This is a genomic window from Yinghuangia aomiensis, assembly GCF_039542225.1.
GTDB classification, from domain to species: Bacteria; Actinomycetota; Actinomycetes; order Streptomycetales; family Streptomycetaceae; genus Yinghuangia; species Yinghuangia aomiensis.
Genome location: NZ_BAABHS010000017.1, coordinates 158,429 through 177,980, shown reverse-complemented (window position 1 = coordinate 177,980; position 19,552 = coordinate 158,429). Strand labels below are relative to the sequence as shown.

The 19,552-nt window shown below is 71.4% G+C and carries 19 protein-coding genes and 1 pseudogene; 7 read left to right on the top strand and 13 right to left on the bottom strand.

The window, feature by feature from the left end; translation table 11 throughout:
* Positions 1 to 50: 50 nt before the first annotated feature.
* Positions 51 to 620, top strand: coding sequence for an RICIN domain-containing protein (locus ABEA93_RS24035; RefSeq protein ID WP_345677795.1), 570 nt, complete (start codon positions 51 to 53; stop codon positions 618 to 620).
* Here ABEA93_RS24035 and ABEA93_RS24030 read toward each other — a convergent pair whose 3' ends face one another.
* Entirely contained in the window at positions 621 to 1,667 is a 1,047-nt protein-coding gene (locus ABEA93_RS24030; protein WP_345677794.1) for an amidohydrolase family protein, read from the bottom strand.
* Positions 1,668 to 1,721: 54 nt separating this feature from the next.
* On the bottom strand, positions 1,722 to 2,450 hold the full coding sequence (locus tag ABEA93_RS24025; RefSeq protein WP_345677793.1) for a hypothetical protein: 729 nt from the start codon (positions 2,448 to 2,450) through the stop codon (positions 1,722 to 1,724).
* Between the two features lie 258 nt (positions 2,451 to 2,708).
* On the opposite strand from ABEA93_RS24025, the gene ABEA93_RS24020 reads away from it, so the two are divergent.
* Both ABEA93_RS24020 and ABEA93_RS24015 read left to right on the top strand, forming a co-directional pair.
* Positions 2,709 to 3,422 (top strand): nitroreductase family protein, encoded by a 714-nt coding sequence (locus ABEA93_RS24020; protein ID WP_345677792.1) that lies wholly within the window; start codon positions 2,709 to 2,711, stop codon positions 3,420 to 3,422.
* Positions 3,423 to 3,456: 34 nt separating this feature from the next.
* A complete protein-coding gene (locus ABEA93_RS24015) occupies positions 3,457 to 4,677 on the top strand; it encodes a cytochrome P450 (protein ID WP_345677791.1) in 1,221 nt (406 codons plus the stop codon).
* A 171-nt stretch (positions 4,678 to 4,848) separates the two neighbouring features.
* Here ABEA93_RS24015 and ABEA93_RS24010 read toward each other — a convergent pair whose 3' ends face one another.
* The 6 genes from ABEA93_RS24010 to ABEA93_RS23985 all read right to left on the bottom strand — a co-directional run bounded on the left by ABEA93_RS24010 (position 4,849) and on the right by ABEA93_RS23985 (position 11,730).
* On the bottom strand, positions 4,849 to 6,054 hold the full coding sequence (locus ABEA93_RS24010) for a cytochrome P450 (RefSeq protein WP_345677790.1): 1,206 nt from the start codon (positions 6,052 to 6,054) through the stop codon (positions 4,849 to 4,851).
* Positions 6,055 to 6,118: 64 nt separating this feature from the next.
* Entirely contained in the window at positions 6,119 to 6,709 is a 591-nt protein-coding gene (locus tag ABEA93_RS24005) for a GTP-binding protein (RefSeq protein WP_345677789.1), read from the bottom strand.
* A complete protein-coding gene (locus ABEA93_RS24000; RefSeq protein ID WP_345677788.1) occupies positions 6,693 to 7,073 on the bottom strand; it encodes a DUF742 domain-containing protein in 381 nt (126 codons plus the stop codon). Before ABEA93_RS24000 ends, ABEA93_RS24005 begins: the two co-directional genes overlap by 17 nt.
* Entirely contained in the window at positions 7,070 to 7,495 is a 426-nt protein-coding gene (locus ABEA93_RS23995) for a roadblock/LC7 domain-containing protein (protein WP_345677787.1), read from the bottom strand. The genes ABEA93_RS24000 and ABEA93_RS23995 overlap by 4 nt, the downstream gene beginning before the upstream one ends.
* A 14-nt stretch (positions 7,496 to 7,509) precedes the next feature.
* On the bottom strand, positions 7,510 to 9,942 hold the full coding sequence (locus ABEA93_RS23990; RefSeq protein WP_345677786.1) for a sensor histidine kinase: 2,433 nt from the start codon (positions 9,940 to 9,942) through the stop codon (positions 7,510 to 7,512).
* A 270-nt stretch (positions 9,943 to 10,212) separates the two neighbouring features.
* Positions 10,213 to 11,730, bottom strand: a complete 1,518-nt coding sequence (locus ABEA93_RS23985) for a carboxylesterase/lipase family protein (RefSeq protein WP_345677785.1) — start codon at positions 11,728 to 11,730, stop codon at positions 10,213 to 10,215.
* 287 nt (positions 11,731 to 12,017) lie between these two features.
* On the opposite strand from ABEA93_RS23985, the gene ABEA93_RS23980 reads away from it, so the two are divergent.
* Complete coding sequence (locus tag ABEA93_RS23980; RefSeq protein WP_345677835.1) at positions 12,018 to 12,386, top strand: SHOCT domain-containing protein; 369 nt, start codon at positions 12,018 to 12,020, stop codon at positions 12,384 to 12,386.
* 30 nt (positions 12,387 to 12,416) lie between these two features.
* On the opposite strand, the gene ABEA93_RS23975 is transcribed toward ABEA93_RS23980, so the two are convergent.
* Together ABEA93_RS23975 and ABEA93_RS23970 are read right to left on the bottom strand one after the other, a co-directional pair.
* Complete coding sequence (locus tag ABEA93_RS23975) at positions 12,417 to 13,190, bottom strand: TIGR01458 family HAD-type hydrolase (protein ID WP_345677784.1); 774 nt, start codon at positions 13,188 to 13,190, stop codon at positions 12,417 to 12,419.
* Positions 13,191 to 13,263: 73 nt separating this feature from the next.
* Positions 13,264 to 13,704, bottom strand: coding sequence for a VOC family protein (locus ABEA93_RS23970; protein ID WP_345677783.1), 441 nt, complete (start codon positions 13,702 to 13,704; stop codon positions 13,264 to 13,266).
* 86 nt (positions 13,705 to 13,790) lie between these two features.
* Here ABEA93_RS23970 and ABEA93_RS23965 point away from each other — a divergent pair, with 86 nt between their 5' ends.
* From ABEA93_RS23965 to ABEA93_RS23955, 3 genes and pseudogenes are all read left to right on the top strand, one after another.
* Entirely contained in the window at positions 13,791 to 15,446 is a 1,656-nt protein-coding gene (locus ABEA93_RS23965; protein ID WP_345677782.1) for a flavin-containing monooxygenase, read from the top strand.
* A 10-nt stretch (positions 15,447 to 15,456) separates the two neighbouring features.
* Positions 15,457 to 15,948, top strand: a pseudogene (locus ABEA93_RS23960) (cupin domain-containing protein); the annotation flags it as partial.
* A gap of 57 nt (positions 15,949 to 16,005) precedes the next feature.
* Positions 16,006 to 16,788, top strand: coding sequence for an SDR family NAD(P)-dependent oxidoreductase (locus ABEA93_RS23955; RefSeq protein ID WP_345677834.1), 783 nt, complete (start codon positions 16,006 to 16,008; stop codon positions 16,786 to 16,788).
* Positions 16,789 to 16,834: 46 nt separating this feature from the next.
* Here ABEA93_RS23955 and ABEA93_RS23950 read toward each other — a convergent pair whose 3' ends face one another.
* From ABEA93_RS23950 to ABEA93_RS23940, 3 genes are read right to left on the bottom strand one after another with little or no spacing between them, the layout of a single operon-like run.
* A complete protein-coding gene (locus tag ABEA93_RS23950; RefSeq protein WP_345677781.1) occupies positions 16,835 to 17,377 on the bottom strand; it encodes a GerMN domain-containing protein in 543 nt (180 codons plus the stop codon).
* Positions 17,374 to 18,870, bottom strand: a complete 1,497-nt coding sequence (locus tag ABEA93_RS23945) for an ATP-binding protein (RefSeq protein WP_345677780.1) — start codon at positions 18,868 to 18,870, stop codon at positions 17,374 to 17,376. The genes ABEA93_RS23950 and ABEA93_RS23945 overlap by 4 nt, the downstream gene beginning before the upstream one ends.
* Positions 18,867 to 19,541, bottom strand: a complete 675-nt coding sequence (locus tag ABEA93_RS23940; protein WP_345677779.1) for a response regulator — start codon at positions 19,539 to 19,541, stop codon at positions 18,867 to 18,869. The genes ABEA93_RS23945 and ABEA93_RS23940 overlap by 4 nt, the downstream gene beginning before the upstream one ends.
* Between the last annotated feature and the right edge of the window lie 11 nt (positions 19,542 to 19,552).

The window sequence follows — 19,552 nt, the reverse complement described above, 5'->3', positions numbered from 1 at the left end:
TGATCGCCGCGGCTGTGCGGCGACCCTACGTGGAGGCAAAGAACGTGAAGATGCGCAAGCAATGGGCCGTGGGCGCCGCGGTGGTCGCGATGTCCACCGGGCTGGTGGCGGGTTCGGCCGGCGCCAGTGACTCCGCGGACGAGGCGGCTGCGGCCCCGGCGTCGCAGGCGCGGTCCATCGTGGCCCAGCAGTTCACGCTGCGGCTGGCGAGCGACGCCAAGCAGGTCGCGAACGTCCGAGGCGCGGGTACCGAGGACGGTGTGCCGGTCATCCAGTACCCGTGGTCCGGCACGACCAACGAGCGCTGGGAGCTGGACTCCGCGCTCGGCGGCTACTACCGCCTCAAGGCGGTCAACAGCGGCAAGTGCCTCAACGTGCAGGGCGGCGGAAACGCCAACGGCACGCAGGTGATCCAGTACACCTGCGGCAGCTCCGACAACGAGCTGTGGAAGTTCGTCCCGGTCGGCACCGGCTACCAGGTCGTCGTCAAGTCCAGCGGCAAGTGCCTCAACGTGCAGGGCGGCGTCGGCTCGGGCCGGAACCTGATCCAGTACGACTGCGTCTCCGGCGGCGCCCCGAACGACGTCTGGCTGCCCGTCTGGGAGCCGAACAACCTCTGATCACCGGCCGGCCCCGGCCCGTCGTTCCGGGCCGGGGCCGGAACCGGCCTCCGCCCCCGCGCCGAAGAACCGGAGCGCGTTGCCGCCGAGGATCATGTCCCGCTCCGCGGCGCTCAGCCCGGCGCATTCGCGCACGACCCGCCCGGGCTCCTGCTCGCCCAGCGGGAACGGGAAATCCGTGCCGAGCATGACTCGTTCGGCACCCATGACATCGACGAGCAGGCGCAAGGCGCGCGGGTCGAACACCGCGGAGTCGACGGAGAATCGGTCGACGTACGCCGACGGCGGCTTGGGTGAGTCCGCCCGCACCAGGTCGCGGTGGTGCCAGGCGTTGTCCGCCCGCCCGAGCAGGTACGCGAAGCTCCCCCCGCCGTGGCAGAAGCACAGGCGCAGGCTCGTCGGCAGCTTCTCGAACGCCCCGCCCAGCGCCATGCCGAGGATGCTCAGCTGTGTTTCCGCGGGCATCCCCACCAACCACGCCAGCATGTGCCGGGGCATGCGCTCCGGAGCCAGCATGTCCCACGGATGCACGAGCACGGGGATGTCCTCGTGCGCGCAGTGCGTCAGGAACGCGACGATCGCCTCGTCGGCCAGGTAGCGCTCGCCCACGTGGTTGCCGATGTGCACGCCGCGGTGTCCGGCGGCCTTGGCGGCCGAAGCCGCCGCGCACGCCGACGCGAGGTCTTGCAAAGGGACTTGGGCGAGCGGCAGCAGCCGCGCCCGGTCCGCCGCGCAGAAGGCGAGAATGCGGTCGTTGACGAGATCGCACCACTCGGCGGCCCGCGCCGGATCGGCGTCGTAGCCGAACATCAGCGGCGTCGGGGACACGACCTGGACGTCGACGCCGGCCGCGGCCATGTCCGCCAGCCGCCGGTGCGGATCCCACAGCGGCGCGACGACCGGGCGGTACTCGTCCTCGCCGCTCATCATCATCCCCGTGCCGTCCCCGTGCACGCGCAGCCACGGCTCGCCCGCGCCCGCGAGGATGCGCGACTCGGTGCGGGACAGGCGCGGGAAGACGTGCGTGTGGACGTCGATGATGGTCACGGAACCTCCGGGTTGTGCGGTTGCGGCATGCGAGGGGGGACGGGGCGGAGCGGGTCAGACCGTGCGCCCCGTCGAAGGCCGCATCTCCTCCGGCCAGGTGCGTCCGGGATGCTCGGCTCCGCAGTGCCCGCACGTCCGGTCGCCGCCGTAGAACGCCTCGAACACCGGCGGCAGATCCGTCACGATCGACCGCGGTCGGATCTCCGCCCGGTGCACCAGCCGGTGGCAGGCGACGCAGTACCACTCGAACGCGTCGAGCAGGCCCGCGGAGCGGGCGAACTCCACGACCAGCCCGATGCTCCCCGGCTCCGGGCGCTGCGGCGGGTGCCGCACGTGCGGCGGCAGCAGGAACACGTCCCCTTCCCGGATCGGCACGTCGACCGGCAGGCGGCCTTCCTCGGACGACCCGGCGGCGACCGGGCGGCCGTCCACTTCCATGACCAGGCCGAGGTTGCCGTCCGCCACGCTGTCCGGCGCGTGCCACGGGCCGACGCCGAACGCGCAGGCGGAGGCGTTGTCCGCGACGACATCCGGGAGGGTGAAGCGGAAGTCGGCGTACCGCGAGTCGATCACCTCGTACGCGACCGCGATCCCGGCCGCCGCCCGCGCCGCCTCGGCGGGGGTGATCCGGCCGGACAGCGGCTCCCCGACGAGGAACGCGATCTCCGGCTTCCGGACAGGAACGCCCCGTCGACGTAGTGCGCGACCTGCCCGGCCCGGATGCCGGATGTGTGTGCCATGCCCGTTCCCCCTCGTGGCCCGCCGCGGGTTCGCCGCTGCCACGAGGATGCCGAGTCGGGGGTATGACCGTCTAATGCTCTTTGGCGGACTGTGTATAACCGTTCCGCTATAGCGTGAGCCGTCCCCAGGCGCGACGGGGAACGTGCGCGAGGGGTCGGTGCCGAGCAGGCCGCCGGTCGAGGCTCTTTCCTGTCCAGGTCTCGACTCGGTGATAAATCATAGCTATAAAAAGCATCTTAGCTATGACAGGCGCCGGTCCGGGCGGAGCGTGCCCCGGGTCCGGCGGAACGGAGGCCCGCCGTGACCGAAGCATCGCCCATCCTGGACCTGACCGCCGAGGAGGTGCTGACCACCACGCGCACCGTCCGCCGCCGGCTCGACCTCGCGCGCCCGGTGCCCCGGGACGTCGTCGAAGAGTGCCTGCGCATCGCGTTCCAGGCGCCGAACGGGTCGAACGTGCAGAGCTACCGCTGGGTCGTCGTCGACGATCCGGCGGTCCGCGCCGGCATGGCCGCGATCTACCAGGCGTCGCTGGCCGACCAGTTCGCCGCGTCGCGGCGGGCGCGGGAGGCGGGCAAGCGGTCCATCTATCCCAGCAGCCCCGCGCAGGACCGCATCTCCCGCTCCGTCACCCACCTCGTCGACCACCTCCACGAGGTCCCGGTCCTGGTGGTCCCCACGTTCACCGGCCGCGTCGAGCGGCGCGCCATGTTCGACCAGGCCAGCGCGTGGGGGTCGGTGCTGCCCGGCGTCTGGAACTTCATGCTCGCGCTGCGCACCCGCGGCCTGGGCAGCGCGTGGACGACGCTGCACCTGCACCGCGAGAAGGAGATGGCCGACCTGCTCGGCATCCCGTACGAGCGCACCAGCCAGGCCGGCCTGTTCCCGGTCGCCTACACCCTCGGCACGGACTTCCGCCCCGGCCCGCGCGCCGACCTGGAGCGCCACGTGCACTGGAACCGCTGGTCCGACGACGACCGCCCCGACGCGGTCGCCTTCGGCCACGACAGCTGAGCTGCCCCCGTCCCCGGCCCGACAGGAACCGACCATGGAACGCATCGACTTGATGGACCCGGACGTGTTCGTCTCCGGCGTCCCGCACGACTACTTCACCTGGCTGCGCGCGCACGACCCGGTGGCCTGGCACGACGAGAAGGACGGCACCGGCTACTGGCTGATCGCCCGCTTCGACGACGTGGTCGAGGTCAACCGCGACTGGCGGCGCTACTCGAACTGGCTGCGTGCGTCGTCCTTGGAAGACCCGGTCAGCGAAGAGGAACTGCGGGTGCGGCGCCTGGTGTTCGTCAACCAGGACCCCAAGCAGCACACCCGCACCCGCAAACTCGTCCGCGGCGCGTTCACGCCCCGCAGGCTCCAGCAGCTCACCGGACAGATCGAGGCCATCTGCGCCGACCTGGTCGACGACCTGCTCGCGGCGGACGAGGTCGACTTCGTCCACGACATCAGCCGGCACCTGCCGTTCCGGATGGTCGCCCGGATGTTCGGCGTGCCGGAGGCCGACTGGGACATGGTCCTGCCGTGGGTCGAACAGGTCACCAACAACCAGGAGCCGGCGCACAACCCGGGGCTGTCCTCGCGCTTCGAAGTACAGCGCAAGGCACTCGAGTACGGGCACGAACTCATCGCCCGGGCCCGTCGCGACGGAGGCGACGGGATCCTCGCCGAGCTGCTCGACGCCCGGATCGAGCGCGAGGACGGCACCTTCGACCAGTTGTCGGACGACGAGATCGCCTCGTTCATCCTCGTCGTGGTCATCGGCGGCGTCGAAACCACCAGCCACACCGTGGCCGAGGCGATCGGCCTCTTCGCCGACCGGCCGGACCTGTACGACCGGCTCACCGCCGCGGGGGAGTGCCCGCCCAGCCTCGTCGAGGAACTCGTGCGCTGGGGAAGCCCCGCGATGAACTTCCGCCGCACCGCCACCGAGGACCACGAACTCGGCGGCCGGACGATCAAGGCCGGCGACAAGGTCGTCATGTCCTTCTCCTCCGCCAACCGCGACGAACGCCACTTCGCCGACCCCCACACCTTCGACCCCTGGCGCACCCCCAACGACCACATCGGCTTCGGCGGCGGCGGTCCGCACTTCTGCGTCGGCGCCCAACTCGCCCGCCTCGACGTCCGCCTCATGCTGAACGAGATCCTCCGCCGGGTAACCCGCTTCGAACGCACCGGCGAGCCCCAGCGCCTCCGCTCGAACGCGTTCGCGGGCTGGCTCCGGCTCCCGGTGACGGCCACCGGGCGGTGACGGGGGAGCCGTAGGGGAGCCGCCCGAAAACGGCTGTGCGGCACCACCGCAGACCGGTGGTGCCGCACAGGGCCGTTCAGGCCCGTTCAGGTCGTTCGGGTCGTTCGGGCCGTTCGGGTCGTTCAGGTCGTTCGGGTCGTGCGAAGCCGGATCGCGGCCGAGGCTTCCCGGTCAGCCCTGCGGCCGGACCGTCACCCGGTCCCAGACCCGGAGCACGTTGTTCAGCACGCGCTCGGGGGCCGTGTCCGGGTCGGCGGCCAGGTTGGGGCAGTGCTTGCCGAGTGCGGTGAAGATCGCGTCGAACTCCATGAGCGCCAGGTGGTTTCCGGCGCACAGGTGGGCGCCGAAGCCCAGGGCGAGGTGTTGGTCGGTGCCCGGGCGGCGCACGTCGAAGCGGTCCGCGTCCGGGCCCCACTTGTCGGTGTCGCGGCCCGAGGAGCCGAACATCAGCCAGACCTGGTCGCCCGCCGGGACGGTGACGTCGCCGATCTTCGTGTCGGCGGTGACGCGGCGGCCGAAGCCCTGGATCGGGGCGTCGTAGCGGAGCGTCTCGCCGAAGAGCGCCTCGTACGACGCGTCGCCGTTGCGCACCAGCTTCCACTGCTCGGGGTCGGCGGTCAGGTGGTGCACGGCCGTCGCGATGGAGTGGATGGTGGTGTCCATGCCCGCCGTCAGGTAGGCCGCCATGGTCATCACGCACTCGTGCTCGGCGATCTCGCCGCGGTCGGCGGCCGCGTGGGCGGCGGCGAGCCAGCTGCCCGGGCGGACGTTCTCGCGCGTGGCCACGGTCTGCAGGAACTCGAACATCGCCTGCGCGGCCGGAAGCCCCGCGTACACCCGCGGGTTCGGGGCGCCGAAGGTGTCGAAGACCGACTCGATCTGCTTCATCAGGTCGCCGGGGTCGACGTCCGGCAGGCCCATCAGCTCGAAGATCACGTCGGTGACGTACGGCGCGGCCAGGTCGCGCACGGCGTCGAACGACTCGCGCTCGGCGAGCCCGGCGACCAGCGCGTCGGCGCGCGCCCGCAGGTCGTCCCCGAGGTCCTTGATGGCGCGCGGCGCGAGTTCCTTGGACAGGACGCGCTTGAGGCGGGCGTGCTCCAGGCCGTCGGTGGCGAGGACGGAGTTCGCCGTCACCCACTGGTTGCCCTCGGGGTTGAGGTGCAGGCCGTTGACGCTGGAGAACGTGTCGGGGTCGCTCAGCGCGGCCTTGACGGACGCGTACTGCGGCAGCGCCCAGGTCTGCGCGCGCTCGAGGTAGACGACCGGTCCGAGTGCCCGGAGTTCGGCATACGTCGGATACGGGTCGGCGACGACGGCATCGTCGAAGAGGTCGACGGGCGTGGATATCGCGGAAGAGGCGTCAAGGGGAGGCATGGCGGTCGTACTTCCTTTCGGAGAGCCGAAACAAGCAATGGAGGGTGGACGGAAGCACGGAGGATCAGACCCGGGCGGCGGATTCGGCCCGGGCGATGACCCGGTCCATGAGGGCGAGCATCACGTCGCGGGCCGAAGCCCTCTGCCGGGCGTCGAGCATGAGGACGGGGGTCGTGGGGTCGACGAGGTCGAGGGCGTCGCGGATCGCGTCGGGGGTGTACGCCTGCTTCCCGTCGAAGCAGTTCGCGCCGATGACGAACGGCGTGCCGCGCTTCTCGAAGAAGTCCACGGCGGCGAAACTGCGGTCCAGCCGGCGCGTGTCGACGAGGACGATCGCCCCGTACGCGCCGCGCAGGAGGTCGTCCCACATGAACCAGAAGCGGTCCTGGCCGGGCGTGCCGAAGAGGTACACGGTGGCGTCCGGCAGGGTGATCCGGCCGAAGTCCATGGCCACGGTGGTGGCCGTCTTGTTCTCGACGCCGTGCAGATCGTCCACGCCGACGCCGGCCGCCGTGAGGCGTTCCTCCGTGCGCAGCGGGCGGATCTCGCTCACGGTGCCCACGTAGGTGGTCTTTCCGACCCCGAAGCCCCCGGCGACCAGGATCTTGATCTGCGGTACGCCGGACGCCGTCGCGGCGTCATAGTTTGCGGGCAAGGCCGTCCCTGACTCGGTGGAGGAGGTGGATGTTGGAGGCGTGGTCCGCGCTCTCCGCGGGCTGGTGCGTGATCAGCCCACGGGCGAGCAGCTCGCCCAGCATGGCGCTGAGCGGCGTGACGAACACGTGCAGCCGGGCCGCGAGTTCGGTGACGATCACGGTCTGCGCGGGGGCCGAATGGCACACCGCGAGGACCGCGCGCCATTCGTCGGGCAGGGTGTTCGTCGCCTCGGCGGGCACGGCGGCGGTCACCAGGGAGTTCATGGTGATGCGCACCGCGTCGGACCGGGCGGGGGTCCCGGCCAGGGCGAACGGGCGGGTGCGCCGGGCGGGTATGCCGTCGCCGGTGTGCCGCCCCGTCATGTGGCCGCCGCGTTCGACCGGGGCGCGGTGCCCATGAAGTCGCCGACGGCGCGGGCGACGCGGAGCACTTCGTACATCACGGCGCCCATGTCGGCCTTGGCGCCGGTCACCACGACGATGGTGCTGCCTTCGCCGCAGTTGGTGATGATCATGGTGCGGTCGGCCATCTTGATCACGCTGTGCAGCAGCGGTCCGCCCTGGATGCCGTTCGCGAGGCCGCGTCCCAGGCTGGCGTAGCCGGTGCCGGCGGCGGCCAGGTGCTCGACCGTCTCGCGGTCGAAGCCGAACGAGGACTTGGCCAGGCCGTCGTCGGACAGCAGGACGGCGCCCAGGAGTTCCGGGACGTCCGCAAGGTTCGCGTGCAGCATCCGGTAGATCTGCTCGTCGAACGGATTGCTGGAGTAGGAGTTGTCGCTGAACATGCGTTTTCCGTTCCCTATCGCGGCGCCGGGGTGTCCTCGGCGCTGTCTGCGTTGTCGATCCGGTCGGGCTGCTCGGCCTGGTCGAAAGCAGCCTGGAGGCCGCGGTACATGTCGCGAGCCGCCTCGGGCGAGTCGGCGGCGAAGGCGGCCTGCTCCACCTCGCCGGTTTCGTCGCGCAGTTGCGTGGCCAGGTGGGTGCCACGTGCCCGCCGGGGGAGCGGGGCGAGACCGGTGTCCTCGGCCGGACGGTACGTCGCGGCATCGGCCACCGGGGTGGTGGGGCGCTGCTCCGGGACGGCCGCGTGCCGGGGACCGGCAGGGGCGGCGGGAGCGGCGGCCTGGTGCGGAACGGCGGCGGCCGGGGACGGGGCCGCCGCGGCGTGCGCGGCGCGGGGGACCAGCGGCCGCACCGGGAGACCGTTCTGCGTCTCCGGCCGGTCGTGCTGCACTGTGGGTGCCTGCGGCACCTCCGGCTCGTCGCCCGCGTGGGCGAGCAGCGAGCGCGGGATGAGCACGATTGCTGCGGTGCCGCCGTACACCGAACGGCGCAGGGTGACTTCGAGACCGATCTGGGCGGCCAGGCGGCCGACCACGAACAGGCCGAGCTGGGCGGCGTTGTCCGCCATCTCGGCGTAGAGCGGGACCTTGGCGAGACGCGCGTTCAGCGCCTCGTACTGGGCGGGGGTGAGGCCCATGCCGCGGTCTTCGATCTCGACGGTGAGGCCGTGCACGGCGTGCTGCGCGCGTACCACGACCTTGAAGTCCGGCGGCGAGTAGCGCGCGCCGTTCTCGATCAGTTCGGCGAGTACGTGGGTGAGCTGGCTCGCCACCGACGGGATGACGCGCGCGTCGGCGAGGAAGTGCTTGTCGACGCGCTCGTGGCCGGCCGCTTCGCCGGCCGCGTCCATGAGGAGGTTCGCGATGTGCGCGGGCTCCTCGTGCGGGCTGCTGATCGCACCGCCGGACAGCACCTGGAGGTTCTCGATCTGGCGGCGCAGCCGGACGGTCTGGTGGTCCAGGCCGTAGAGCTTGCCGATCAGTTCGGGGTCCCGGTCGTGCTCGCGCATGAGTACTTCGAGCTGGTGCAGCTGGACGCCGATCAGCACGACCGCGCGGCCGGTGACACCCTCGGCGAACCGCTCGAAGCCCTGGCGCTCGCGGTACACCAGTTCGGCGCCGTCGGACGCCTGCCGGGCCAAGGTGGCCACCGCGTCGCCGATCTGGCCGATCTCGTCCTTGGCGTGCGTGGGCTCCGGGAGGACCGAGGTGTCGACCTCCTCGCCGCGCTGGAGCGCGGTGACGATGCCGGGCAGCTGGTGCTCCGCCAGATCGAGGGCGTGCTTGCGCAGCGTGTTGGTGCGCCGCAGGACGGTGCGGATGGTGAGCAGGACCAGCAGCACGATGAACAGCACCGCGGCGGCGCTGGCGCCGGCCAGCCACCATGCGCCGTGGCGCAGGTCGGCGGCCTTGCCGAAGGAGTTGTTCAGCAGGCCTTGGACACGCGTGACGTTCAGTCCGGTGCTCGGACCGCGCAGCTGGTCGCGGGCGGTCTGCCACTGGTCGATCTCGTTCGGCAGGACGACCCCGCCGTTCGGGGCCGCCTTGTGCCGGGAGATGACGAGGTCTTCGATGCGGGTCTGGGTGGCCCACGCCGGGGACGACACCAGCGCGTCGTAGATCGCCTTGTCCTTGGCGGGCAGGTACGGGGCGACCCAGGTGCCGTAGACGAACCGCTGCACACCGGCGCTGCGGGCGAACTCGGAGTACTGCGCCTCGGTGAGGATGCGGTTCGGGCCGGACAGCGCGATCAGCGCGTCCTCACGCGACAGCGCCTCGGTGGCGTGCATCAGACCGACCAACTGGCGGGTCTCGTAGGTGAGGTGCCCGTCGTCCATGTTGGACATTTCCTGGTACAGCCGGATCGTCTGGTCGATCGCGACGGTGTAGAAGTCCAGGATCTTCTGCGGGTCGCCGGTGCGGCTGTCGGCCAGGCGGCGCTGCTCCTGGAGGCCGACCAGCTTGTCCTTGACCATCACGATGTAGTCGTAGACGTACCGGTCGGACTCCGGGAGTTCCGGGCCGGACAGGCGCTGGAAGTCCGCCTCGGCCTTGTCCGTCGCGGCGCGCTGCTTCTCCAGGTCCTGCTGCGCCACCGGGCTGCCGCCGAGGCGGGCCGCGGTGAGCCGGCGTTCCGCCTGCATCTGGTCGAGCAGCATGTAACTCGGCAGACCGGCCTTGTTTCCCGTGACCGAGTCGTCCCGAATCCTGTCTGCTTGATCGAGCAACCGCATGGCCGTGATCGCCACCTGGGTGCCCAGCGCGGCCGTGACCACGAGCGCGACCAGGACCAGCAGGGTGCGGATCCGCACCGCTCGCGGCGCCTCGGACTTGCGGGTTCCGTGAGCAGCCTCGGCCTGCTCACCGGATTTTTGGGGACGAAATTTCATAGGCCCTCGTCTGAGCTCGGATGGGCTTGCCAAAGACCCTCGCCGCATGGCGGCAAGCGCCCGCACCGCGTTCCGGCCGACGTCCGCACTTCACGCGCTTGGCCCTCCCGTTGCTGCGGCGCGTGGATCGGTGAACTCTACTGCGCCGGCAACGGGAGTTGCCAATGGTGAACAAGTGACAAGCGGGGCAGAAGGTGAACTCCTGGGCTTACAGCCCTGGTCAGACAGCGATCACATCCTCGACCAATACCGGCCGAATCCGCTCACGGACTATCCGTCAAGCGCCGTGGTCAAGTCCGATTCACGCGTATAGACCGCGGTGGCGCGCGACTTGTGGTCGAACACCATGCCCTGGCGCTCCGTCCGGTCGTAGGACGGCCAACCCGGGTCGCCGTCCCGGATGAACGCGACCCACGCGGCGTGCGCGGTGTCCGCGAGGTGCTGCGGCGGGTTCGGACCGGCGCTCGCCGCGACGTTGTCGCTCTCCAGGCAGTCCCACGTGAACGGCAGCTCGATGCAGTGGCCGGCGATGCCGTCGTCCGGGTTCGTGAAGCGGAAGTCGTACGCGAACGTGCCGGCGTCCCGGTTCCGGTCGCGGGCCGCGAGCGCGCGCGCCACGAAGAACCGGAACACGAAGTCGGTCATGATCCTGCCCAGCAGCAGCCGCGGCTTGCCCGGCGTCGCCGCCCCGTACGTCTTGCCGCGCGCCCCCGACAGCCCGGACATGCGCAGCGCCAGACCGCGCGGCAGCCAGTCGAGCGGCGCGGGCATCATCGTCGACACCATCTCGAACTCGCCGGCCGTCGCGCCGATGAGCAGCGCCTTGTCGGCGCCGACGCCCTTCTCCAGGGCCTGCTCGATCGCGTACGGCACCAAGTCGCCGTCGACGAACGGCGCCCACGCCGAGAGTTCGCCGCCGCCCGTCAGCGTCTTGGCCATCTGCGGGCCCATCTCCTCGTCGGTCATCTTCTTCTGCTCGGTGAAGACGGCCTCTTCGTCGAGGGCGGCGAACGCCTCGCGTGTCGCCGCGACCCCGAGGCGCCGGGCGAACGCGGCGGCCCGCTCGGCGGCCGCCGAGCGGCTCGACCCGAAGGCGCCCGGGGACTCCGCGATCGCCGCCCGGAACAGGTGCTGCGCCTGCGGCATCCCGAGCAGTGTCAGCACCGCGCTGCCGCCCGCGCTCTGCCCGCCGATCGTCACCTTCCCCGGGTCGCCGCCGAACGCCGCGATGCTCTCCCGCACCCACTCCAGCGCCAGCAGCCAGTCCCGGACGCCGCGGTTGTCGGGCGCCCCTTCCAGCCGCGCGAACCCGTCGAAGCCGAGGCGGTAGGACACCGACACGACCACGACGCCGTCGCGCGGGAAGGCCCCGCCGTCGTACCACGGCGACGAGGGCGAGCCGCTCATGAAGCCGCCGCCGTGGATCCACACGAACACCGGCAGCTTCGCCTCGGGGTCGTTCGGCTTCGGGGTGAACACGTTGACCAGCAGGGTGTCGTCGCCCGGGAACGACGGCTCGGGGATCAGCGTCACGCCGGTCATGTACATCCGCTGCGGCGTGGCGCCGTAGCGGGACGCGTCCCGCACCCCGTCCCACGGCGCGCGTTTGACCGGCGCGGCGTAGCGCAGATCGCCGACCGGCGGCTCGGCGTAGGGGATGCCCAAGTACGCGGCGCCGGCCTCGGTGAGCATGACCCCGCGGACCGCGCCGGCCGGGGTTTCGACGACGGGCGCCTCGCCCAGCGGTTCGGAGGGCTGGGCGTCCGGGCTGTGCGGAATGGCGGCCATGGTGGTCCTTTCGAACGGCACCGGATCCGGGTGCCTCGGTCTGCGGCGTCGGGCGAGCGCGAGGCGAGAATACCGAGTGATCGGTAGGTTTTGATATGGGTGGGCGCCCGGCGTCTTCGCGGCGCATTCCGCACGCCTGATCCGCTCCCCGAAACGGAGCAGTTGCCCCGCGGGCTCAACGGGCGGGTGGGCGTATTGTCTGATTTACTCCCGTTCATTCCTCCGTTTTGTGGAGGCCGGGTCGAGGAGTCGCTGTGGATTACCCCCTGCTCAATGCGTTCTGGACCATGATGATCTTCTTCCTGTGGATCATGTGGTTCTTCCTGCTGTTCAAGATCCTCACGGACGTGTTCCGCAGCGAAGACCTCGGCGGCTGGGGCAAGGCCGGATGGACGGTGCTGGTCATCCTGCTGCCGTTCCTGGGCGTGCTGGTCTACGTCATCGCCCGCGGCCGCGGCATGCACGAGCGCGACGCCGCGTACGCCCAACGGGCCGACGACGCGATGAAGGACTACATCCGCGACGCGGCCGGCAGCGACAAGCGCCAGACCGTCACCTGGTCGGCCGACGAACTCTCCAAGCTCGCCGACCTCCGCGCGAACGGCACGCTCAGCGAAGAGGAATTCCAGCAGGCGAAGACCAAGCTGCTCGCCTGATCCGGTGCGCCGTTCAGGTGAACCGGGGGTTCACCCCCTCAGCACGTCCGGGAGATCCGCCACGGAGTCGATGACGTGGTCGGGTCTCCCGGACGCGTTCCGGTGCGTCTCCGGCAGGTACTTGCCGGTGCGCACCAGGACGCCGGTGATGCCTGCCGCCTGCGCGGCGAGCACGTCGGTCTCGATGTCGTCGCCCACCATCAACGCCTCCGCGGGCCGCACGCCGACCGCGTCCAGCGCCGCCGCGAAGAACTCCGGCGCGGGCTTGCCCACCACCTCCGCCCGCACCCCCGACGCCGCCTCCAGCCCGGGCAGGAACGCGCCGACGTCGAGCTGGAGACCCTCAGTGGTACGCCAGTAGAGGCCCCGCTGCATCGCGACCAGCCGCGCCCCGCCGCGCAGCCAGCCGAAGATCCGGTCGAGCATGGCGTAGTCGAACACCGGGCCCGCGCCGCCGAGCACCACCACCTCGGGGTCGTCGTCCACCAGCGTGACGCCGTCCAGGTCCTCCCGGACGTCGCCTTCGCTGACCAGCACGCACCGCGCGCCGGGATACGTGTCGCGCAGGTAGCGGGCGGTGGCGGTAGGCGCGGTGAGGATCTCGCCCGGGGCGACGTCGAAGCCCGCGGCGCGGAGCCGCTCGGCGATCTCGGCGCGGGTGCCGACGGTGGTGTTGGTGACCAGGCGCAGTGCGAACCCGGCCGCGCGCACGCGTTCCAGTGCTTCGGGCGCGCCGGGCACGGGGTGCCAGGAGACCGTCAGGACTCCGTCGATGTCGAAGAGGACCGCGCGGAGGGAGGGCATGGAGTCGACGGTACGGGGCCGGGACGGCGCGGCGGCGGGGACGCGCGGGGGCCGGCGGCGCGGGGAATGCGGCTCAGCCGAGTTGTTCGGCCAGGCCGACGACGATGTTCTCCGGGCCGCGGATGTAGCAGAGGCGGTAGATGTTCTCGTACTGGACGATTTCGCCCACGAGTTCGGCTCCGTCGGCCCGGAGGCGGGTGACCACGTCGTCGATGTCGTCGACGGCGAACATGACGCGGCGGATGCCGAGGGTGTTGGCCGGGGCGTTGTGGGGCTCGGGGGTGATGGCCTTCGGACGGTGGAACTTGGCCAGTTCGATGCGCCCGGGGGCGTCCGGGATGCGCAGCATGGCGACGTCCTGCCGGACGTCCTCGACACCGATCACCCGCTCGGCACCCTGCCAGTCGAGCGGGCCCCTGCCTTCCAATTCCATCCCGATTCCGACGAAGAACGCGATGACAGCGTCCATGTCGTCGACCACGATGAGCACGTTGTCCATCCGCTGAATCGCCATACCGGTCCTCCCTCGCGCGGCACGGCCACGGTAGCCGGTCGGGGTGACCGCGTGTCGGCGGCGTACCGGGACGAAGGGGTGAAGTCATGGCACAGCAGCAGCGAGCCGACCACGTGGACGTGCTCGTCGTGGGGGCCGGATTCGCGGGGATGTACCAGTTGCGGAAGGCGCGTGAACTGGGGCTGCGGGTACGGGTGGTCGAGCGCGGGGACGGGGTTGGGGGGACCTGGTACTGGAACCGGTATCCGGGGGCGCGGTGCGACGCGCCGAGCCTGTTCTACTCGGTGTCGTATCGGCCGGATCTGGACCAGGAGTGGCACTGGTCGGAGCGGTTCGCCGGGCAGGCCGAGATCCTGGCGTACATGCGGGAGGTGGCGCGGCGGGAGGAGATGGAGAGCGACATCTCGTTCGGGACGAGTGTCGTCGGGGCCGAGTGGAGCCCCGAGAGCGGGACTTGGACGGTGACCACCGATGCCGGCGAGCGGATCACCGCGCGCTATGTGGTTCTCGCGACCGGGTGTCTGAGCCAGTCGCGCGTGCCCGAGATACCCGGCCTCGAACGCTTCCGCGGCCGGTGGTTCCACACCGGGCGCTGGCCGCACGATCCGGTGGAGCTGGCCGGGCGGCGGGTCGCCGTGGTCGGGACGGGGTCGACCGGGGCGCAGGTGATACCGGCCGTGGCCGACGTGGCCGAGCAGGTGACGGTGTTCCAGCGGACGCCCAAGTTCGTGCTCCCGGCGCGGAATCGGCCGATGAGCGAGGCCGATGCCCGGCCGGTCAAGGACGCCTATCCGGCGCTCCGGGCCGCGGCGCGGCAGCGGGACTACGGGATGCCGACCGTGCCGATCGAACACCGGCTGGCCGAGATGCCGTCCGCCGAGCGCGAGGAACTGATGGAGCGGATGTACGAGGACGGCGCCTTGGCGTCGTTCGTGTACTCGTACGCCGACCACCTCGGACTCAAGAACCAGGCCGTCAACGACTTGGTCGCCGACTTCGTGCGGCGGAAGATCCGCGAAGTGGTGCGCGACCCGGGCACGGCCGAGGCGCTGACTCCCTACGGCTACCCCATCGGCATCAACCGGATCATCCTCAGCACCGGCTACTACGAGAGTTTCAACCGGGGCAACGTCGTCCTGCACGACGCCCGAACCGATCCGATAGCGGAGCTGACCGAGACCGGGCTGCGGACCGCCGACGATGCCGAATACACCTTCGACGATCTGATCTTCGCCACCGGATACGACGGCATCACCGGGAGTTTCACCGCGATCGACGTCCGCGACGGATCCGGCGGGACGCTGAAGGAGGCCTGGGCGGAAGGGCCGCGCGCCTACCTCGGCCTGCAAGTCGCGGGATTCCCCAACATGTTCACGATCACCGGTCCGGGCAGCCCCTCGGTGCTGGCCAACGTCATCACGACGATCGAGCAGCACGTGGAGTTCGTGACGGACCTGATCGCACACGCGCACGAGCACGGCGCCGAGGTCGTCGAGGCGGACGCGGCAGCGGAGGAGAAGTGGATGGAACACGTCGCGGACGTCGCACAGAACACCCTCTTCCGGCACGCCGCCAAAGCCAACTCCTGGTACGCGGGCGCGAATGTGCCGGGGAAGCGCGTCGTCTTCATGCCGTACGCCGGGGGCGTCGGAACCTTCGACGCGATCCTGACCGACGTGGCCGCCGACGGATACCGGGGATTCCGCCTGTCGGGCGGCGATGGAGGGCGCCTGGCGATCTAGAGTCGACGCCATGCCGCCCCCGCAACCCGATCCCACGGCCCGCGACATCGCCGCCGCCTACGGTCTCGAACCCCTGCCCGCCGAAGGCGGGCTGTTCCGCCGGATGTGGGCCGGTCCGGCGGATCGGACCGGCCGTCCGGCGGGCAGCGCGATTCTGGTGCTGCTGACCGCCGAGGAGGACGGCTTCTCGGCGATGCACCGGCTGCCCGTCGACGAGGTCTGGCACTTCTACCGCGGTGACGCGGTCGAACTCCTGCTCCTCGCGCCGGACGGCACCGGCCGGATCGAGACACTCGGCGGCTCCGACGGCCACCCGGTCGTGCAGACCGTCGTCCCGGCCGGAACCTGGATGGGTGCGCGCCCGGCCGCCGGTGGGAGTTGGTCGCTGTGCGGCACCACGATGGCGCCCGGCTTCGTCAACGCCGATTACGAGGGCGGCGAGGCGGAAGAACTTGCCGCCCGATACCCGGAGTTCGCTTGCACCATCCGCGCGCTCTGCCGTGCGGACGCGCCGACGGCCATGCCGGACACCGCGCCCGACACCCGGGAAACGCGGCCGATGGCCGTACCGGATCCCCGGCTGCCCTCCCTGGCCGGCGCCGTCGCCCTCGTGACCGGTGCCTCCGGCGGGATCGGCGCGGGCATCGCGGCCACGTTCGCCCGGGCGGGCGCGGCCGTGGTCGTGCACGGCCATCGCGACGAGCGGGCCGCCGAGGCGACCGCGCGGCGCATCCGCGATGCGGGCGGCGAGGCTCTCGTCGTCATCGGCGACCTGACCGACGAGGCCGCGTGCGCAAGGCTGATCGACGAGGCGGCGGCGTGGCGCGGCCGACTCGACGCGGTGGTCAACAGCGTCGGAATCCAGCCCGTCCAGCAGCTGGACGGGATGACGACCGCCGACTGGGATGCCGTCCTCCGCGCCAACGCCACTGCCGCGTTCATCTGCACGCAAGCCGCCGCCCGGGTCATGGCGGCCCGGGACGCGGGCGGGAGCATCACCCACATCGCCTCGATCGAGGGCTCCCACCCCGCCGCCGGACACGCGCACTACAGCTCGGCGAAGGCCGCCCTGATCATGTTCGCCCGCGCCGCGGCCCTGGAGTACGGGCCACGCGGCATCCGCGTCAACACCGTCTCGCCCGGGCTCGTCGACCGTCCCGGCCTCGCCGAGCAGTGGCCCGAGGGCGTCGGCCGGTGGCTCCGCGCCGCCCCGTCGGGACGCCTGGGTACGCCGGAAGACATCGGCGCCGCCTGCGTGTTCCTTGCTTCCACGGGCGCCTCGTGGCTGACCGGGCACGACTTGGTGGTGGACGGGGGAGTGGGCGCACACCCGACGTGGTGAGGCCGGACGAGCCCCGAACCGTTGCCGGACGGTTGTGCCCGCGCGTTTAGGGGGCTGCGTCCGCCGACCCGCATCCCAACTGTTCCAGCCGCCATCCCGGCGCCGAGATCGTGACCACCGGGCGCGGCGACGGGACCGACGTCGCGGCGGGGGAGGCCTTGCTGCGCACCCTCGCTCCGGTGACCGTGCAGACGATCTGCTCGACGGCCGGTTTGGTCGGCTGGGCGACCGCCGTCGGGATGTCGATGCGGATCACCCCGCCGTCCGATGTCACCCGCGCCGCGACCAGGTCGGCGGGAACCGCCGTCACCAAGCCCTTCCGCCGGTCCTCCGGCATCAGTCCCGCCAGCAGCAGGTTCAGCGCCTGCTGCGGCCCGCCGTCGCCGGGCGTCGTCCGCGGGACCGCGATCAGACTCCGCTCGTCGATCAGGTACACGTACACACTCGCGGGTTGCCCGGACGCAGCCGGCCGCAGGATCCCGGTGCCGGGAATGCCCGCGTCCACCGGGCCCGTCGTCGGAAGACCGCAGCCGAAGGTGCAGAAGAGGGCCGCCGCGACGGGGACCACCCGTCGGCCGGGGGCGCTCATGCCGGGTCCCGCGGGGCGTGGTGCGGGTGCTGCGGGAGTTCGACGGTGAACTCGGCGCCGCCGTCCGGCCGGTTCGCGGCGTGGATGCGGCCGCCGTGCAGCAGGACGTTCTCCCGGGTGATCGCCATGCCGAGGCCGCTGCCTTCCGAACGGGTGCGCGCGACGTCGGCTTTGTAGAAGCGTTCGAACACCCGGTCGAGGCGGTCGGCGGCGATGCCGGGGCCGCGGTCGTGGACGCGGAGCAGGACCCAGGCGCCGTCGGCGCGGTGTTCGGAGTCCACCCGGATGCCGACCGGGGGCGCGCCGTGCCGCAGGGCGTTCTGGACGAGGTTGGCGAGCACCACGTCGAGCCGTCGCGGATCGGCCTCGATGCGGATACCGGGCGGGACTTCGAGCCCGACCGTGTCCTGCCATCCGCGGGTGGCCAGGCACCTGCGGACGGCTTCCGCCATGTCGAACTCGTCCAGGTGCAAGGCCGCCGCGCCGGCGTCGAAGCGGGAGATCTCCATCAGGTCGTCCACCAAACGGGTGAGCTTGCCGGTCTCCCCGGAGATGAGGCGCAGCGCGGCCGCGGTGTCCTCGTCCACGTTTCCCGCCGCGGCGTCCTCGTCGAGGAGGTCGGTGACGGCGGCCATGGCGGCGAGCGGGGTGCGGAGTTCGTGGGAGACGTCGGCGGCGAACCCGCGGGCTCGGGCTTCCATCGTCCGGAGCTGGGTCACGTTCTGCTCCAATGCGGCCGCACTGTGGTTGAAGTCCCTGGCCAGGTCCGCAAGTTCGCTGGTGCCTTGGACCTTGAGCCGGGTGTCGAGATGGCCCCGCGCCAAGCGCCGCGTCGCGTGCTGGATCGCCCGGACCGGACGCAGCACGCCCCCGGCCGCGAGAAAGGCCGGGATCAGCGCGAACAGCACGGCCGGGATGGCGCCGGCGCGGGCGGCCTTGACCAGTGCGGCCTCGTCCTGCGCCTCGGCACGCATGGGGGCCAGCAAGTACACCTGGACGCCGGACGGCGAAGGATTCTCCGGGGTCGCGAACGTGATCGGGACACCGACCCCCAGCCAGACTTCCCCCTTGTGGGAGAACCGTTGGAACACGGTCGCCGTCCGATTGTCGACGGACGCGCGCAGGGAAGCCGGGATGTCGATGTCGTCCATCCGCAGCCCGCTCTCGCCCCGGAGGCCGCGGTACACGACGATGACGATCGAGCCGCCGGTGCCCACCTGTTTGTCGATGCTCTGGGCGGTCGCGTCCAGCGCGGCCTGGTCCGGGGGGAACGGGATCGACGGCGCGGTCGTGTCGACCAGCGTGCGCAGATCGCCGACGATGCGGTCCTGGCTGCGCTGGAGAAGCCCGGCGCGGGCCTCGCGGTAGGTCAGGGCTGCGGTGACCAGCGACGCGAAGGCGGCGACGAGGACGAACGCGACGACGAGGCGGAGGCGCAGGCCGCCGAGGCGGGGGAGGCGTCTGGCGCCGGGGCTCTTCCGTGCGCCGCTCACAGGGGGCCAAACCGGTAGCCGAAGCCGCGCACGGTCTGGATGTACCGCGCCGACCGGGCCTGCTCCTCGATCTTCAACCGCAGCCGTTTGACGCACGCGTCGACCAGCCGCCCGTCACCCAGGTACGGATGCCCCCACACGGTCTCCAGCAGCTGCCCCCGGGTGAACACGCGCCCGGGCGCCGAGGACAGTTCCAGCAGCAGCCGCAGCTCGGACGGGGCGAGGGCGATCGGCCGCCCGTCCCGCGTCACGGTGAGCGCGGCCCGGTCGAGGACGAGGTCGCCGTGGACTTCGAGGTGCGCGCCGGCCCCGGCGGACCGCCGCAGGACCGCCTGGATCCGCGCGGCCAGCACGCGGACCTGGGCGGGTTTGACGACGTAGTCGTCGGCACCGGCCTCCAGGCCGAGGACGATGTCGGCGTCGTGGTCGCGCGCGGTGAGCATGATGATCGGCAGCGTCCGGGCGGCGCGTATGCGGCGGCACACTTCGAAACCGTCGATGCCGGGCAGCATGAGGTCCAGCACCACCAGGTCCGGGGGGAACGCGTCCACCCGGGCCAGGCCGTCCTCGCCGCACGGCGCGACGTCCACCTGGTACCCCTGCCGACGCAGGCCGAGGGCCAGTCCCTCGGCCACGGCGGGGTCGTCTTCGATCAGCAGCACACGGACCATCGGATCAGTAT

Excerpts from the sequence above, each read along its gene's own strand:
- ABEA93_RS23940 (WP_345677779.1), bottom strand. The coding sequence starts at position 19,541 with ATGGTCCGTGTGCTGCTGATCGAAGACGACCCCGCCGTGGCCGAGGGA.
- ABEA93_RS23985 (WP_345677785.1), bottom strand. The coding sequence starts at position 11,730 with ATGGCCGCCATTCCGCACAGCCCGGACGCCCAGCCCTCCGAACCGCTG.
- ABEA93_RS24000 (WP_345677788.1), bottom strand. The coding sequence starts at position 7,073 with ATGACGGGGCGGCACACCGGCGACGGCATACCCGCCCGGCGCACCCGC.
- ABEA93_RS23980 (WP_345677835.1), top strand. The coding sequence starts at position 12,018 with ATGATGATCTTCTTCCTGTGGATCATGTGGTTCTTCCTGCTGTTCAAG.
- ABEA93_RS23950 (WP_345677781.1), bottom strand. The coding sequence starts at position 17,377 with ATGAGCGCCCCCGGCCGACGGGTGGTCCCCGTCGCGGCGGCCCTCTTC.
- ABEA93_RS23995 (WP_345677787.1), bottom strand. The coding sequence starts at position 7,495 with ATGTTCAGCGACAACTCCTACTCCAGCAATCCGTTCGACGAGCAGATC.
- ABEA93_RS23970 (WP_345677783.1), bottom strand. The coding sequence starts at position 13,704 with ATGGCGATTCAGCGGATGGACAACGTGCTCATCGTGGTCGACGACATG.
- ABEA93_RS23955 (WP_345677834.1), top strand. The coding sequence starts at position 16,006 with ATGGCCGTACCGGATCCCCGGCTGCCCTCCCTGGCCGGCGCCGTCGCC.
- ABEA93_RS23990 (WP_345677786.1), bottom strand. The coding sequence starts at position 9,942 with ATGAAATTTCGTCCCCAAAAATCCGGTGAGCAGGCCGAGGCTGCTCAC.
- ABEA93_RS23975 (WP_345677784.1), bottom strand. The coding sequence starts at position 13,190 with ATGCCCTCCCTCCGCGCGGTCCTCTTCGACATCGACGGAGTCCTGACG.
- ABEA93_RS24035 (WP_345677795.1), top strand. The coding sequence starts at position 51 with ATGCGCAAGCAATGGGCCGTGGGCGCCGCGGTGGTCGCGATGTCCACC.
- ABEA93_RS24015 (WP_345677791.1), top strand. The coding sequence starts at position 3,457 with ATGGAACGCATCGACTTGATGGACCCGGACGTGTTCGTCTCCGGCGTC.
- ABEA93_RS23965 (WP_345677782.1), top strand. The coding sequence starts at position 13,791 with ATGGCACAGCAGCAGCGAGCCGACCACGTGGACGTGCTCGTCGTGGGG.
- ABEA93_RS24010 (WP_345677790.1), bottom strand. The coding sequence starts at position 6,054 with ATGCCTCCCCTTGACGCCTCTTCCGCGATATCCACGCCCGTCGACCTC.